The organism is Longibacter salinarum (genome assembly GCF_002554795.1).
In the GTDB taxonomy this organism is placed as follows: Bacteria; Bacteroidota; Rhodothermia; order Rhodothermales; family Salinibacteraceae; genus Longibacter; species Longibacter salinarum.
On record NZ_PDEQ01000004.1, the window covers coordinates 57,029 to 70,456 of the forward strand.

Consider the following 13,428-nt stretch of genomic DNA (forward strand, 5'->3'; position numbering starts at 1 on the left):
ATAAATGTATACGACGAACCATCTGAGCCACCCTTTTGTGCACCGGGGCGTCTGCGCACGGTACGAAATACGGCGGACAAGGTTACACGCATCGAGCGTGTGTCGGAGCCGAAGCATAGCGGGAGAGCAAGATTAGCCTCTCAGTTGATCCGGGCATGGCGACGTCTTTTATTGATTTCATCGGATTGAGCACTGCCCCCACACACCGAACCATCGATAACGCTACCCGCGCGAGCGGGTGATTTTTCCTTTCCCTCCCTCACTCTGCCATCTTTCCTCCCTATGCCGAACGCTTCGATCCGCGTCGTTGACGTCTACCCGTATCGCCTTACGCCCGAAGCGGGAATGGGTGTTGAATTACTGCTCTTGCGCCGGGCGGACGGCACCTCGTACGAAGGAACCTGGCGCATGGTCGGTGGCGGAATCGATTCGGGAGAGGCCGCCTGGGAAACCGCGAAGCGGGAATTGCTCGAAGAAACGGGATGCACGCCGGATCGGCTCTGGGCATTGCCATCGGTCAATACATTCTACGAGTGGAAAACAGACCGCATTAGCCTGACGCCGGCGTTTGCCGCTGAATTGCCCGACGCGAACATCACTCTCAACGCCGAACACGACGAGTACCGGTGGTTCACGCCAGCCGATGCCTGCAGCGAACTGGCGTGGCCCGAACAGCAGCGACTCGCCCTGCTCACCGCGGAGATGGCGACGAGCCCGATTCCGCCCTCGCTCCACATCCCATCCGACGTCAAATGAGCGACGCCCGACGTCCCAATCGCACGTTTTTCCCCCGGCCCTTTCTCTTATGTTTCCACGCTTCATCGCCGTCGTTGTCGCTCTCGCTGTCATTCTCACCTTCAGCGCGCAGCCACAACGCGTTGCCGCGCAGCCCCTCACCGGCTTCTCCCCATCCTCGTCCGATGCCCAGCAGACGTGCGAGTCGAGACTCACGGATATTCCCACGGCATCAGCATTTCGCGCTCACCTGCAACGGCTGACGAAGGAGCCGCATCCCGCCGGTTCGGCAGCCAATGAGCGGGTCGCTGCCTACATCGACTCCGTCATGAACGCGGCGGGCCTGGACGTCGAGCGCTACCCGTACGACCTCTACATGCCCTCTCCGGATGCGGCGCACAATATCGACGTGGAGCTCGTCACTCCGATTCGCCAGCCGCTCAATCGACAGGAATACATCCTCGAAGAGGATCGGTTTTCGAATCACCCGAACCTCGATCCCGCCTGGAACGCGTATTCCGGGTCGGGCGACGTGACAGCAGAAGTCGTGTACGCCAATTATGGGCGCAAGGAGGATTTCGAGTGGCTCGCCGAAAACGACATTTCCGTCAAGGGGAAAATTGTTCTCGCGCGCTACGGTGGCAACTTCCGCGGCTTCAAGGCCAAGTACGCGGAGGAAGCGGGCGCTGCGGGCCTGATCATGTACACGGATCCAGCGGACGGTGGATATGCCGATGGCCTACCGTATCCCGAGGGGCGCCACGCGAGTGAAAGCACGATCCAGCGTGGCTCGGTGCTCACGCCCCTGTCTGGCGATCCGCTCACCCCGGCCGGGCCGTCGCTGCCGAACGGTGAGGGGGCCGAACGACTCTCCCCTGAGGAGGCCGATCTCCCGACGATCCCCGTGACCCCGCTTCCGCACGCCTCGACGAAGAAAATCCTCGAGCGAATGGACGGGCAGCCGGTCCCGCAGGGATGGCAGGGCGCGCTCCCGTTCGCGTACCGCGTGACCGGCGGCTCCGAGCTCACGGTTCGTCTGCGCGTCGACCAGCCGAAGCAGATGGTGCGCGCGTCGAACGTGATCGGTCGCATCGAGGGGAGCGAGTACCCGGAGCAGTGGATCGTTCTCGGAGCACACTACGACGCGTGGACGTTCGGTGCCGTTGACCCGAACAGCGGCACGGCGAGCCTTCTCCTCATCGCAGAGGCGCTCGGGGAGATGGCTAAAAACGGCTGTCGCCTCCGTCGCTCGATCCTCATCGGCCACTGGGATGCAGAAGAGTACGGTATTCTCGGCTCAACCGAATGGGTGGAGCAGTTGCAGGACGAACTAACAACGGGCGGCGTGGCGTACATTAACGCGGATGCAGCCGTCTCCGGCGATCGCTTCGGCGGTGCTGCAGCTCCTTCCCTCAAGCAGCCGCTCCTCGACGCGGCGGCCACGGTCGATCATCCGTCGTCCGACTCACTTACCGTGCTCGAGCGCGCCCAGACACGGGCGGATGACGACAGCATTCTCGGCAATCTCGGCGGCGGATCGGACCACGTCGGCTTTTACACGTTCGCGGGCGTTCCCTCGCTGGGCGCCGGCATGCGAGGCTCGGCACCGATTTACCATAGTGCCTACGACAATTTCGCGTGGTATGAGCGCTTCGCCGACACGACCTTCGTCCACGGCCCCGCCCTGGCTCGCGTCGACGGCATTCTTGCCCTTCGCCTCGCCAACGCGGAGGTGCTTCCGTACGATGTCGTTCGCTACGCGACGGACCTGCGCTCTCACCTCGATGACCTCGCAGAACGTGCCAGTGAACAGGACGTGGAAGCTGACTTCACGGCTCTCGATTCGGCAATCGACTCGCTTCGCGATGCCGCGACGACCTTTACAGAGGCACGCGATGCGGCTCTCGCAAACGATAGAACGGTCCCGAACCTCGAACAGGTAAACGAGGCGATGATCGGGCTCGAAAAGGCGTTTCTTCACCCCCCAGGGCTCCAGAACCACCCGCTCAAACGGTCGCTGTATGCATCGCCCGACCCGTTCAGCGGATACGCCTCGTGGATGCTCCCGGGACTTCGCTACGAGGTCGAAGCCGGCACCGCCTCCGGCCTTGCCCGGTGGGTCGATATCTACGTCCGTGCCGTGAACGACCTGACCGGTCGCGTGCAGAAAGCGATCGACCTTCTCCAGTAACCACTCCGAGGAAACGAAACTACTCGCCATCCGGGGATGTGACCGAATCCGGTAGGTCGCACTCCGTGCGCCGGGTGTCAACGAGCTGGAGAATCTTCCACTGCCCGTTCCCCTTGACGAGCTGCACGGCATTGACCCCGCAGTGGCTCAGTTCGTCGCCCAGGTAGAACGCGTACGGCACCCACGCAGAGGCCATCGGACCGTCGATGTCGACCGTCACCTCGTACGTCCGCTCGTCCCACACCTGGTCCCGCGGCGACCCGACGGCCTCGGCAAAGCTCTCGATGTTACCCGACCGGAGCGAATCTGCAGTTGCGGTGAAAAGGCGCGCGTCGTCGTGGAAGGCCTCTCGCACTGCAGAAGCATCACCGGCTCGCATTCCGTCAAAGAGCGCTTCGATCGCGCCGCGGACGGCCGCTTCTGCGGTGTCGCGAGGCGCCACCCGTTCCTTCACCTCCCCATGCTCGGGCGAAGCGGCCAGGGACGGCGCCGATCCGGCGGTTCCCGCACAGAGCATCAGAACCAGACACCGATACCAGAAGCGGGACGATGAGCGGGTCGGCGTGCTCGTGGCGATGCGCTTGAAGCAGTCCATGTATGATCTAGTCGGTTGAAAGGGTATCCGTTAACGTTGTGTCCTGAAGCATCGAGTCAGACGATGCCGAATCACGGGACATGGTGTCGCGCGAGAGGCTATCGGTCGTCAGCGTGTCCACTGCGATCGTGTCCGGGAGAGGCGGCGGGACGGACAGCAGTAACCGGTCCACGGTGCCGCGACTGCAGAGAAACAGATCCGGGCGGCCATCCGAGTCAAAGTCGGCCGCCTCCGAATCAAGCCCGCGCCCGGTGATAATCTTCGGCAGAGCGAAGCGTGTGGCGTCCGAAAAGCGCCCACCGCCATCGTTCAGTAAAATGCCGTAGGGTGCGCTCTTAATGGATTCACCGTCGAAGAGCACGTTCGACGTCACGATGTCGAGGTCGCCGTCAAGGTCGAGATCGACGAAGTCTGCATCGAGCGAACTCTGGTCGTCGATCGGTATGCGAGCCGCGGTCGCGTCCCGAAACCGGCCGCTACCATCGTTTAGCAGGAGCCGATTCTGGCGCCGGGCATCTTCGACAAAAAGCCGAACATTGGCGAAGATCAGGTCGAGGTCGCCGTCGCCGTCGACGTCTCCGAAATCAGCCTCCCGGGTTTCCTCCGGGACATCGAGAATGGGCAGAGCTCTCGGGTCAGCATCCCGAAAGCGGCCACGACCGTCGTTCAATAGCAGGCGGTTGACGTCTTCGTTTCCGACAATGAGATCCAGATCGCCGTCACCATCGACATCCCCGAGTTCAAGATCCTGCGTGACATCATCGCGACTTGGTAGGCGCGACGCCGTTTCATCCGAGAAACGACCGGTACTATCGTTGATGAGCGCACGGTTTTGCCCGTTGTTGCCGACAAGAAGATCTGGAAAGCCGTTATCGTCCAGGTCGACCACGATAACAGCGTTCGAGGTGCCTTCCACCGGCCAGCGATCGCCCGCGTCCCTGAAGTGGCCCGAGCCATCGTTCAGGTAGAACTCGTTGACCGTGTCGTCCTCCGTGACGACCACAATGTCGAGGTATCCGTCGCCGTCAAAATCGGCGACAGCTACATCTTCGCTGTCACGATCGTGCGAGGGAATGCGTTCGGAAGCGTCCCGGAAATGACCGGTTCCGTCTCCGAGAAGCAGGATATTCGGCTTAAACTCGTTGGCAATGACCACATCGAGCGCGCCGTCTCCATTCACGTCTGCCACGGCCGCGTCCATGCTGTATCCCGTGAGCTCCGACGTCGGGAGGTGCTTCACGGTCGCGTCTCGAAAGAGCATCGTGGTATCGTCGGCGACGCCTGACGACTGTGCGCTGCCGGTGCTTCCAGTTGCACCGGCAAAGGTCAGCACACCAGCGACCAATGCCAGCAAGGCGAACGAAATGGACGACGCAGCGGAACGGGTCATGGTTCGGAAACCGGCGGCGGGGGTGTCATCGGGGAGACACCGGGTGCACGCCAAACCGCAGCCGTCCGTTCCAGCCAGCGGGTTAGCTCGTCGGGAGGTCCTGCATCGTGACGACCTCGGCGTCCGACTCTACGGCGAACGGTTCGGGCGTCGGCTCCGTCAGAGCGAACGCAGAGGAGACTGCGATAATTACAACCAGCGCCAGGCCGATGAGGCTCGTTAGGATCGCCTTGTTCTGCATCGAATGGCGCCGCGCGTCGCGGGACGCCATCATGCCCGGAAGAAGCTCATCGGGAAGGAGGTCGACGGAGGGGTTGAGTTCGCGTTTCTTTCCGTGATCCTGCATGTAGCGAACCGAACTGGAGAAGGCGCGGCGTGGAGCGTATTGCTTCGAAGACGTCATCGTGTAGAAACGGCTGAGTCGGTAGAATGGTGAGACCGGAACCTCGGGATCGTCTCCCTTCCGTCGTTCACCCCGCCACACGAATACCGGCCGCTAGAGGTTACAGCCCGCCGTCGATTTGTTTGCCTGCTCACTCCGCGCGGACCTCAATTCATCGGCTCATTTCGACGCCGAGTGAACATCCCACTCCCCCAGAAGCCACGTGTGCGGATCGACCGTGACGTCCGACACAGGCGCTGGCACATCGACCGTGAACGTTTCCTTCCGTTTCGTGATGTCGAGCGTGGCGAGATCTTCGGTATCGCCAATAGCAAGACCGATCTCGAGCGGCACGTCGAAGACGGGGGACCTCTGAACCTGCTCGACCGTCAACTCGACCGCTTCGTTCTGATCGCTGTAGTGCCACTCGATGTCAAGAATCGGGTATCCGGCACGCCGGGTCCACTGCTCGAAAAAGATGTCCAGGCTCTTCCCAGAGACATCCTCCGCCGCCGACTGAAAATCTGCCGTGGTTGCATTGCCAGACTTTTTTCTCTCGTAAAATGTCTGCAGCGTCGACCAGAAGGCCTTGTCGCCAAGTTCGAAGCGGAGCATGTGCAGGACCCAGGCGCCCTTCAGATACGGATTGGATGTGAGCAATTGCGCGGGATCCGTATACGTCGTGTCAACCAACGGCTCGTCTGGGTTCTGACGCTGAAACGCCAGTGCCTGATTTCGGGCTGACGCCATCGACTCCCGCATCTCCTGAGCTCCTTCCGCATATTCGAGATACAGTTTCTCAAGGTACGTTGCGAAGCCTTCGCTGAGCCAGAGGTGCGGCCAATCTGCCTCTGTTACCGTGTTACCAAACCACTGGTGCGCGATCTCGTGGGCGACGAGACCCGTCGACGGCTCACCGTCTGCCATAGCACTTTCACTGTAGAAGATCGCGCTCGCGTTTTCCATTCCCCCGTAGCGTGTCGTCGACTGCACGTTGGCCAGCTTGGCAAACGGGTACGGCGCGATATTCCCCTCGAAGAACCGCACGATGCGAGGAGCGACCTGCAGATCTCGCATGGCCGGCCCGCGGTCTTCTGGATATACCCAGCTCTGCATCGGGATGTCGCCCTGAACGCCGAGCGAGTCGACGACGAATTCCGCCGCCCCGAAGACCATCACCTTCGTCGGTAGAGTTGCTTCGGTACGATAGCGGGTCACGCGGCGATCGCCATGGTCCGTCTGTCCGAGTCGTTCGCCATTCGCCACAACATCGTAGCGAGACGGAGCATCGACCGTCCAGGCCACCGTCGCCTTGTCCGACGGGTGATCGACAACCGGTACGTAATGCCGAGCACGATTGGGCCAGTTGTCACCGAAGAAGGTTCTATCGCCGTGGCGATTGCTTCCAATGATGAGACCATCGGCTGGTGTGCCCGAATAACGTATCGTAAATGTGCGCTCCTCACCCTCTTTCAGCTGGCCCTCTGGCTCGATGACCACATGATCGTTCACCTGTCGAAATGAGACGGAGCGGCCTTCCTCCTCCACTGCCGTGACGGTCATCCCGGTTTCCTTTACATTGTCGGTCTGTGGATCATCGAGATCCAGACGGATCGCCGTTAGCGTATCGGTCGTGAGGCGGAGTCGAACGGTCGCCTCGCCAGTGATTTCGTCGCTACGGTCCGACAACGTCACTCGAAAGTCGTAGTGCTGCACATCGATCTCCGGGTGAGCAGGCGTGGGCCCACCGTTTCCCGCAGGCTGCGCCTGGCACGCTACGGTACCGTAGCTCAGAACAAAGAGCAGAGTGATGAGAGAAACGAAGGGGGGCGAGAATCGCAGGGAAGCGTCCATTCGATGCATCAATCAAACAGGAGTCAGGGTCGGAAGCGGTGTAACGGGAGCGATCAAGTTTCGGGTTCCACAAGCGGTCGAGTCACCTAGCAATTCGAACGTCGCATTTCGCATTTCGCATTTCGCATTTTGTACTTCGCACTTCGCATTTCGCACTTCGCACTTCCAATCCCCCTCCAACTGTCACATCATCGTGACTCAGGCCATGATCGGCCACGTCGTCTTGACAGCCCGGCAACAGCATCCGTACGTTTTCCACGTTCGCCCGACACCAGCGGCCCGGGCGATTCGCTCGATGCTACCAACCAGTCAACCTACTATGCGAACGACTTTTCGCACTACCTCTTTCTCCTGGATGCTCGCGATGACCCTTCTCGTCACGCTCGTGGCGGCAGGATGCGACGCCGACACTGACGACACCGATATCGGCACAAATGAGGCCGACATGAGTGCTGATACATCGATGAGCGTCACGATCGAACAGGGGGAGCGCTCTCCAGAAATTGCAGGGGCCACGGCCACGTTCGCTGCCCCGGAATCTGGGGAGGTCCTCGACGCGGGATCGGACGTCATGGTAACCGTCAACGTGGAATCGTTTGAGACGCAGGTGCAGACGGACACGCCGCGCTCGGACTCGATTGCCAACTCGTCGAAGGGCCAGCACGTTCATATCATCGTGGATGGCGGACCGTACCACGCAAATTATGAGCCCGGCACACCGTTCAATATCGGCATGCTCGAAGACGGGGCCCACACGGCAGTCGTCTTCCCCAGCCGCTCCTACCACGAGAGCGTCAAGAATGAGGGCGCCATGGATTTCGTAAACTTCTACGTCGGAGAAGAGGCGGGCGACTTTCCGCTGAACCCCGAAGAGCCCACGATTATCTACAGCCGCCCGAAAGGCTCGTACACGGGCGCCGGAGCTGAGCGAATCATGCTCGACTTCTACCTGCATAACGTCGAACTGAGCGCCGACGGCTATTCCGCACGGTACCAGATCCGTGAAAAAGGTAGCGACGAGGTGATCGCCTCCACGACACTGACCGAGTGGGTACCGTCGTTCGTCGAAGGGCTTCAGAAGGGAACGTACATCGTTCGCCTTGAACTGCTCGATGCAGACGGAAATGTCGTTCCGGGCCCGCTGAACACCACCGATCGGGAGATCATGGTCGACCCGGAAGCACAAGAGGAGGAGGAAGCATAGTCCTTCGCATATACGGTCGATAGGAACGAGGCGCAGCTTCCTCACAGGAGGCTGCGCTTTTTCCTTTGATAGAAGGTTCGAATGGACGCAACACGAAATACGGTAGGTGAACGTTCATCTAATGGATGCCAATGTCTGGCCTCGTCCTCCGTAATTTACGCTTCTATTATGATTTAGACGGAACCGGTCTCGACGGCGCTTCTCTGCCGCTACTGCCATTTGCCGCGGGAACTGACGGACAGAGCGGCAATTTGACCGATTATCAGATGCTCCCGCCTCCGTGTCCCTCATATCCCAGCCTTGCTCCATGCAACGCTTCGTCCTTTTCTTCTCGGCCGTTCTTCTGCTCTCCGCCGGCAGCGGGATGATGTCGCCTGTATCGGGCCAACCCACGGCTGCCGATGATGCGCGCCGGCCAACCAATGTGATTCTCTTCATTCCGGATGGGTTCGGTCCCGCCAGCGCGACGATGGCACGCGACTACCTTCGAAAGTACGAGGGCGTCGGCGAGCTCGCGATGGACTCGATCCAAACCGGTAGCGTCCGCACCTTCTCCACATCCAGCCGAGTGACGGATTCCGCCGCCGGTGCAACCGCTTATGCGACGGGCGTAAAGACGTACAATGGAGCCATTGCGGTTGACACGCTCCAACGTCCGCTCGGAACGCTCCTTCGCGCCGCGGAGGGACGTGGCATGGCAACGGGCATGGTGGTCACGAGTCGGATCACCCACGCGACGCCCGCCTCCTTCTCTTCCCACGTGCCGGAACGCTGGATGGAAAATGAGATCGCCGCGCAGCAAATCCAGAGTGGAGCTGACGTCATTCTGGGCGGCGGAATGCGGCACTTCCTACCGTCCTCGGCAGAGGGAAGCGAGCGGGAGGACGACCGCAATCTGATCGACGAGGCACGAGCCAAGGGGTACACGTTCGTCGATGACCGCGACGGCCTCATGAACCTATCCAACGGTCCCGTGCTCGGTCTCTTCAGCATGAGCCACCTGGATTACGAGATCGACCGTGACCCAGCGGTCCAACCGAGCCTGGCGGAGATGACGGACAAAGCCCTCAGTCTCGTTTCCAAGGACAAGGATGGCTACTTCATGATGGTCGAAGCGAGCCGCGTCGATCACGCCGGGCATGGCAACGACGCTGCAGCGCACCTGAAAGACATTATCGCCTACAACGAGGCGATGGAGGTTGCACTCAAGCACGCCCGCCGAGATGGCAACACGCTCGTCGTCAGTGTGTCCGACCATGAAACCGGCGGCCTTACGCTGGGTCGCGATATCCACAAAGAAGACGGCGTGGACGGCGTTTATGCATGGCATCCGGAGGTCCTCCACCGTGTGGAAGGCTCGCATGGTGCGATGTTCGATGCCGTCTCCGCGCGTTACGATCATCTACCGGACGGTGCCACGGCGACCGATTCCGTGGATGCCGTCGCAGCCGTTCTGAGCAACATGGCCGGCATCGATGACCTCACGGATGCGGAGCGGGCGTCCATCCAGAACAGCCTCGGATCGTACGACCTCAATTACACCGTCTCAGACCTCATCGAGCGCCGCGCCGTCATCGGTTGGACCACCCGCGGCCACACCGCCGTCGACGTGAATCTCTACGCGTATGGACCTGGCGTCGAGAACTTCCGCGGCAACATGGACAATACGGAGGTCGGAGACATTCTGGCGTCTCTGCTCAACCTCGACCTCGATGCGCTCACGGCGGATCTTCGCGAGGAAACTGAAGAGACCCAAAAGGCTGAGAAATCAAAAACGGACGCCACCTCCGGTCCGTCGCCTGGGTCCGAATAACCGGGTCCACGCCCACACCCTTGGCTCACGTTCCTCTTTCTCCCCATCCATGGCCGACCATAGCAGCAATCCATTTCGGGAGATCCTCCAGCAGCATCGTGATGCAGGCGAGGACCGGCGAGCCGAACAAATCACGCGAGCCGTCGGCTCCACGATTCCGTTCATGTCGACGGCAGGCGTGAACATTGACGTGTACACACCGCAGCGCGTCGTGGTGACGCTTCCGGATCGGCCGCCGGTCCACAATCACGTCGGAACGCCACACGCCGCCGCTCTCGCGCTGCTGGCTGAAGCAGCAACGGGCCTGGTGGTCGCGTTGAACCTGTCCGATGGTTCGGTGCCGCTGCTTCGATCGATGAATGTCGATTTCCGCCGGATGGCACGCGGGACGGTCCACGCGGAGGCCGCCCTCGGCGAGGAAACGCAGCAGCGCATCACCAGACGCCCCATCGGCAAAGTGATGGTCGATGTCGAATTGCTTGCGGACGGCGAGACGGCCGTGACCGGCGCGCTGCAATGGGCGTGGATTCCCGCGAGCCGCCTTCCTTCATCCGAGGGATAACAGAAGCACGTCAAAAAAGAAGGGCCATACGTATCAAATAGGCTACCGATTTCATCTTCGTGTTGTCGGTAGTTGAGGATAACGACAAAGCTGCAATCGTCCATGTTTGGCAGCGATCGTCCGAAGAGCACCATTTCCCTCTTCGATGCGTCCTCTCCTCCTCTGTCCCAGCCCGGCAAGGGACATGATTCACGCACCGTCACCCCACATCCTCCGCGGATACTCTCTCGTCGCGTTCGTTATTGGACTTGCGCTGGGACTTGTCGCCCTGCCGACACATGCACAGCAGCCGGGCCTTCGCACCGTTCCCGGCGCCTCGGATGCGGAGCAGGGCATCGCCCTGACCGTCAGTGGTGGCGTAAGCAAGGGGGCGTACCAGGGTGGATTTGTCTACGGTCTCACGTACCTGATGCGCCTCTCGCGTGAGGACCCTCGGATTCGAGACGTCTTCGATGTACCAGCTTACCATCTCGTATCTGCTACCGGTGCGTCCGCGGGTAACATCAACGCGCTCCTTGCTGCCGTCTCCTGGTGTGACTCAACGTTTATCGAGCAGTCGCCGCAGGAAAGCCTGTTTTGGCGCGTCTGGATTCCGGTCGGGATGGAGCAACTCTTCCCCGAGACGCGCCCGGAGCAACCGTTTATGCCCGACTTTGTCTTTTCACGGCAGTTCTTCCACACGGAGGTGGCACCTCGGCTAAAGGAAGCCATGCATCACCCCGTTCGCCGAGGCTGCGAAGTGCCGGTCGGTCTTACCCTAACGCGCATCGACTCCTTTGGCCATGTCCCCTTCGCACCGAGTCTGGACCCGGTACGGACGATTCGCTACGCCAGCATTGCGCGGCTCGCGTCGACATCCATCGAGGGAGAACCGGGCATGCGATTCCGTCCGTTCGACTTCACCGGCCTTGACCTACAGCAGTATGGCGAACTCTTGCTTCCGGACCTCGCGCCTTCACAGAACGACCTCGGCGTAGATCCGATGGTGCGTGTCGCCCTGGGCTCCAGCGCCTTTCCGCTCGCCTTCGCCCCGGTCGAAATCACCTTTTCATCCGGTCCGGACGAGCCCAGGGAAACCGGTTACTTCATCGATGGCGGCGTATTCGATAACAACCCGCTCGGTCTGTCCAGTGCGTTGTATAACCCGCGGCTCCGCAATGAGCGGCCAGACGAGGACATGAAACTCCGAGCGTACGTTGGCCCACGAAGGGCAGACCCGAGGAGTGTCCCGGTCTATTCCCTTCTTGTCAATCAGAACCATCGACGTGGAACGCCACCTGCCGAACGACAGGCGGAAATCACATCTCGTTCCAAGAGCAGGATTAGTGCCCGGGCCTACAACTCCTTCCTGAATAAAGCGATTACGACGGCACGGGAATACGAGATGGAGCTACTCGCCCGCGACCTGACGGAAACCGATCGCAAGCGCATCGTGCAGTCCTCACGGTATCACGCGATCATGGGCGAGAGTCTGATCAGCTTCGGTGCGTTCTTCAGCTACCTATTCCGGCAGCATGATTTTTTCGTCGGACTCTACGACGCCGTACATTTTGCAGCAGAGCAATCGGTACATGATCGGACAAACCGATCGGACGTCGGCGCTCGCGTGCGTGCCCTGATCGACGTTCTCGAACCCCAGCTCCAAACAGCGGAGCACGACTTCCTTCTCTCACTCCATCGGGATGAATTTGCCCAGGAACGGGTCTGTGAGCCGTTTACGTCGAGTCAGAATGTGTACCTGGCCCTATCGTGTGCGGTAAACGACTGGGAACGCACCCACGGTACGGAGCCATCGGGTGCGGCCGAAAACTTTGGGCGACTCTTTGAACACATCGAGACGTATATCACGCCTGACCGATTTATTGCTCTGGAAAAGCAGGCCTGCCAAGCTGAAAAAGCGACATCGGTAAATGAAGCCGGTCGCCGAGTGCAAACAGATGGCGAATTTCGGTGCGACGCGATTACGGACGACGGCCTGCTCCTGCAGATGCAGGCCAACGCAGATCAAACCGTGACGCGGATATTGGAATCTGCCCTTGAGATTCTGATCGAGAATGAGCACGAGATTGATGCCACGATGGATGAGGCCACGGCTCGCGATCACATCACACTCGCGTACTTCATCCAGCGAAATCTAGCCATCGAGGGGCGAACCGGCTTTTCGTGGGACAGCTCGTCGATGCCCGTAGAGCGTCGAAAGCGTCGAGGTGTGGATGCGCCTGCAATTTCGCGTCGGCTGATCTGGCGTACCGTCGTCCCGAACGAGGTCATCTTCCCCGTCGCGCGAAAAGGGTGGGGGTTTTCCTATCGTCCGCGATACTACCCCGGCCCGCGACATGCGCCACGCATCCCCCTTCTGCTCGGGTACAATAAGTTCGAGGGCCAGCCAGGACTCTTCCTGACAGGGCTGGGGCTGGAGCAACCGATTTTTTCCGGACCACGCCGCCTCATCGTGAACAGCGTGGAGGTCGGCATCACGCAGGGAATCGCGACGACCGGGACGGGCGATGGGTGGCGGTATACCGGACTCAATGTCGGACTCTACATTCTCGGTGGCAAAATTCGATTCGGGCTCCTGCTCCCCTCTCTATTACGCCACCCGGAGACCAACCTGTACTCGGGGCACCAGACCTCGATCGGCATCTCCGATGTCAATGGCCTGCTGTACTGGATCGGAAAGTTCATCCAGTAACCGGGCAGTG

General features: G+C 60.5%; 10 protein-coding genes. 6 read left to right on the forward strand and 4 right to left on the reverse strand.

The features are described 5' to 3' along the window. Nucleotides 1-282: 282 nt before the first annotated feature. Nucleotides 283-756 (forward strand): NUDIX hydrolase, encoded by a 474-nt coding sequence (locus CRI94_RS08710; RefSeq protein WP_098075318.1) that lies wholly within the window; start codon nt 283-285, stop codon nt 754-756. A gap of 49 nt (nt 757-805) precedes the next feature. Next, on the forward strand, nt 806-2,926 hold the full coding sequence (locus CRI94_RS08715; RefSeq protein WP_098075319.1) for a M28 family peptidase: 2,121 nt from the start codon (nt 806-808) through the stop codon (nt 2,924-2,926). A 19-nt stretch (nt 2,927-2,945) separates the two neighbouring features. Here CRI94_RS08715 and CRI94_RS08720 read toward each other — a convergent pair whose 3' ends face one another. From CRI94_RS08720 to CRI94_RS08735, 4 genes are all read right to left on the reverse strand, one after another. Continuing rightward, the gene (locus tag CRI94_RS08720; protein WP_245846134.1) at nt 2,946-3,521 is read right to left on the reverse strand and encodes a nuclear transport factor 2 family protein; all 576 of its coding nucleotides are present in this window, start codon (nt 3,519-3,521) and stop codon (nt 2,946-2,948) included. A gap of 7 nt (nt 3,522-3,528) precedes the next feature. Beyond that, nucleotides 3,529-4,911, reverse strand: coding sequence for an FG-GAP repeat domain-containing protein (locus CRI94_RS08725; RefSeq protein ID WP_098075320.1), 1,383 nt, complete (start codon nt 4,909-4,911; stop codon nt 3,529-3,531). A gap of 82 nt (nt 4,912-4,993) precedes the next feature. Continuing rightward, entirely contained in the window at nt 4,994-5,314 is a 321-nt protein-coding gene (locus CRI94_RS08730) for a hypothetical protein (RefSeq protein ID WP_143815347.1), read from the reverse strand. A gap of 159 nt (nt 5,315-5,473) precedes the next feature. Continuing rightward, nucleotides 5,474-7,147, reverse strand: coding sequence for a M1 family metallopeptidase (locus CRI94_RS08735; RefSeq protein WP_179862224.1), 1,674 nt, complete (start codon nt 7,145-7,147; stop codon nt 5,474-5,476). A gap of 319 nt (nt 7,148-7,466) precedes the next feature. Between CRI94_RS08735 and CRI94_RS08740 the strand changes: the two genes are divergently transcribed. From CRI94_RS08740 to CRI94_RS08755, 4 genes are all read left to right on the forward strand, one after another. Beyond that, complete coding sequence (locus tag CRI94_RS08740; RefSeq protein ID WP_245846135.1) at nt 7,467-8,351, forward strand: hypothetical protein; 885 nt, start codon at nt 7,467-7,469, stop codon at nt 8,349-8,351. 307 nt (nt 8,352-8,658) lie between these two features. After that, nucleotides 8,659-10,164: an alkaline phosphatase gene (locus tag CRI94_RS08745; protein ID WP_245846136.1), complete on the forward strand. Its 1,506-nt coding sequence runs from the start codon at nt 8,659-8,661 to the stop codon at nt 10,162-10,164. A gap of 49 nt (nt 10,165-10,213) precedes the next feature. Next, nucleotides 10,214-10,726, forward strand: a complete 513-nt coding sequence (locus CRI94_RS08750; RefSeq protein ID WP_098075323.1) for a DUF4442 domain-containing protein — start codon at nt 10,214-10,216, stop codon at nt 10,724-10,726. A 184-nt stretch (nt 10,727-10,910) separates the two neighbouring features. Continuing rightward, nucleotides 10,911-13,418, forward strand: coding sequence for a patatin-like phospholipase family protein (locus CRI94_RS08755; RefSeq protein ID WP_179862225.1), 2,508 nt, complete (start codon nt 10,911-10,913; stop codon nt 13,416-13,418). Nucleotides 13,419-13,428 lie beyond the last annotated feature (10 nt).

Coding starts and splice junctions, on each gene's coding strand:
- CRI94_RS08715 (WP_098075319.1), top strand. CDS start 806: ATGTTTCCACGCTTCATCGCCGTCGTTGTCGCTCTCGCTGTCATTCTC.
- CRI94_RS08750 (WP_098075323.1), top strand. CDS start 10,214: ATGGCCGACCATAGCAGCAATCCATTTCGGGAGATCCTCCAGCAGCAT.
- CRI94_RS08755 (WP_179862225.1), top strand. CDS start 10,911: ATGATTCACGCACCGTCACCCCACATCCTCCGCGGATACTCTCTCGTC.
- CRI94_RS08720 (WP_245846134.1), bottom strand. CDS start 3,521: ATGGACTGCTTCAAGCGCATCGCCACGAGCACGCCGACCCGCTCATCG.
- CRI94_RS08745 (WP_245846136.1), top strand. CDS start 8,659: ATGCAACGCTTCGTCCTTTTCTTCTCGGCCGTTCTTCTGCTCTCCGCC.
- CRI94_RS08730 (WP_143815347.1), bottom strand. CDS start 5,314: ATGACGTCTTCGAAGCAATACGCTCCACGCCGCGCCTTCTCCAGTTCG.
- CRI94_RS08735 (WP_179862224.1), bottom strand. CDS start 7,147: ATGGACGCTTCCCTGCGATTCTCGCCCCCCTTCGTTTCTCTCATCACT.
- CRI94_RS08725 (WP_098075320.1), bottom strand. CDS start 4,911: ATGACCCGTTCCGCTGCGTCGTCCATTTCGTTCGCCTTGCTGGCATTG.
- CRI94_RS08710 (WP_098075318.1), top strand. CDS start 283: ATGCCGAACGCTTCGATCCGCGTCGTTGACGTCTACCCGTATCGCCTT.
- CRI94_RS08740 (WP_245846135.1), top strand. CDS start 7,467: ATGCGAACGACTTTTCGCACTACCTCTTTCTCCTGGATGCTCGCGATG.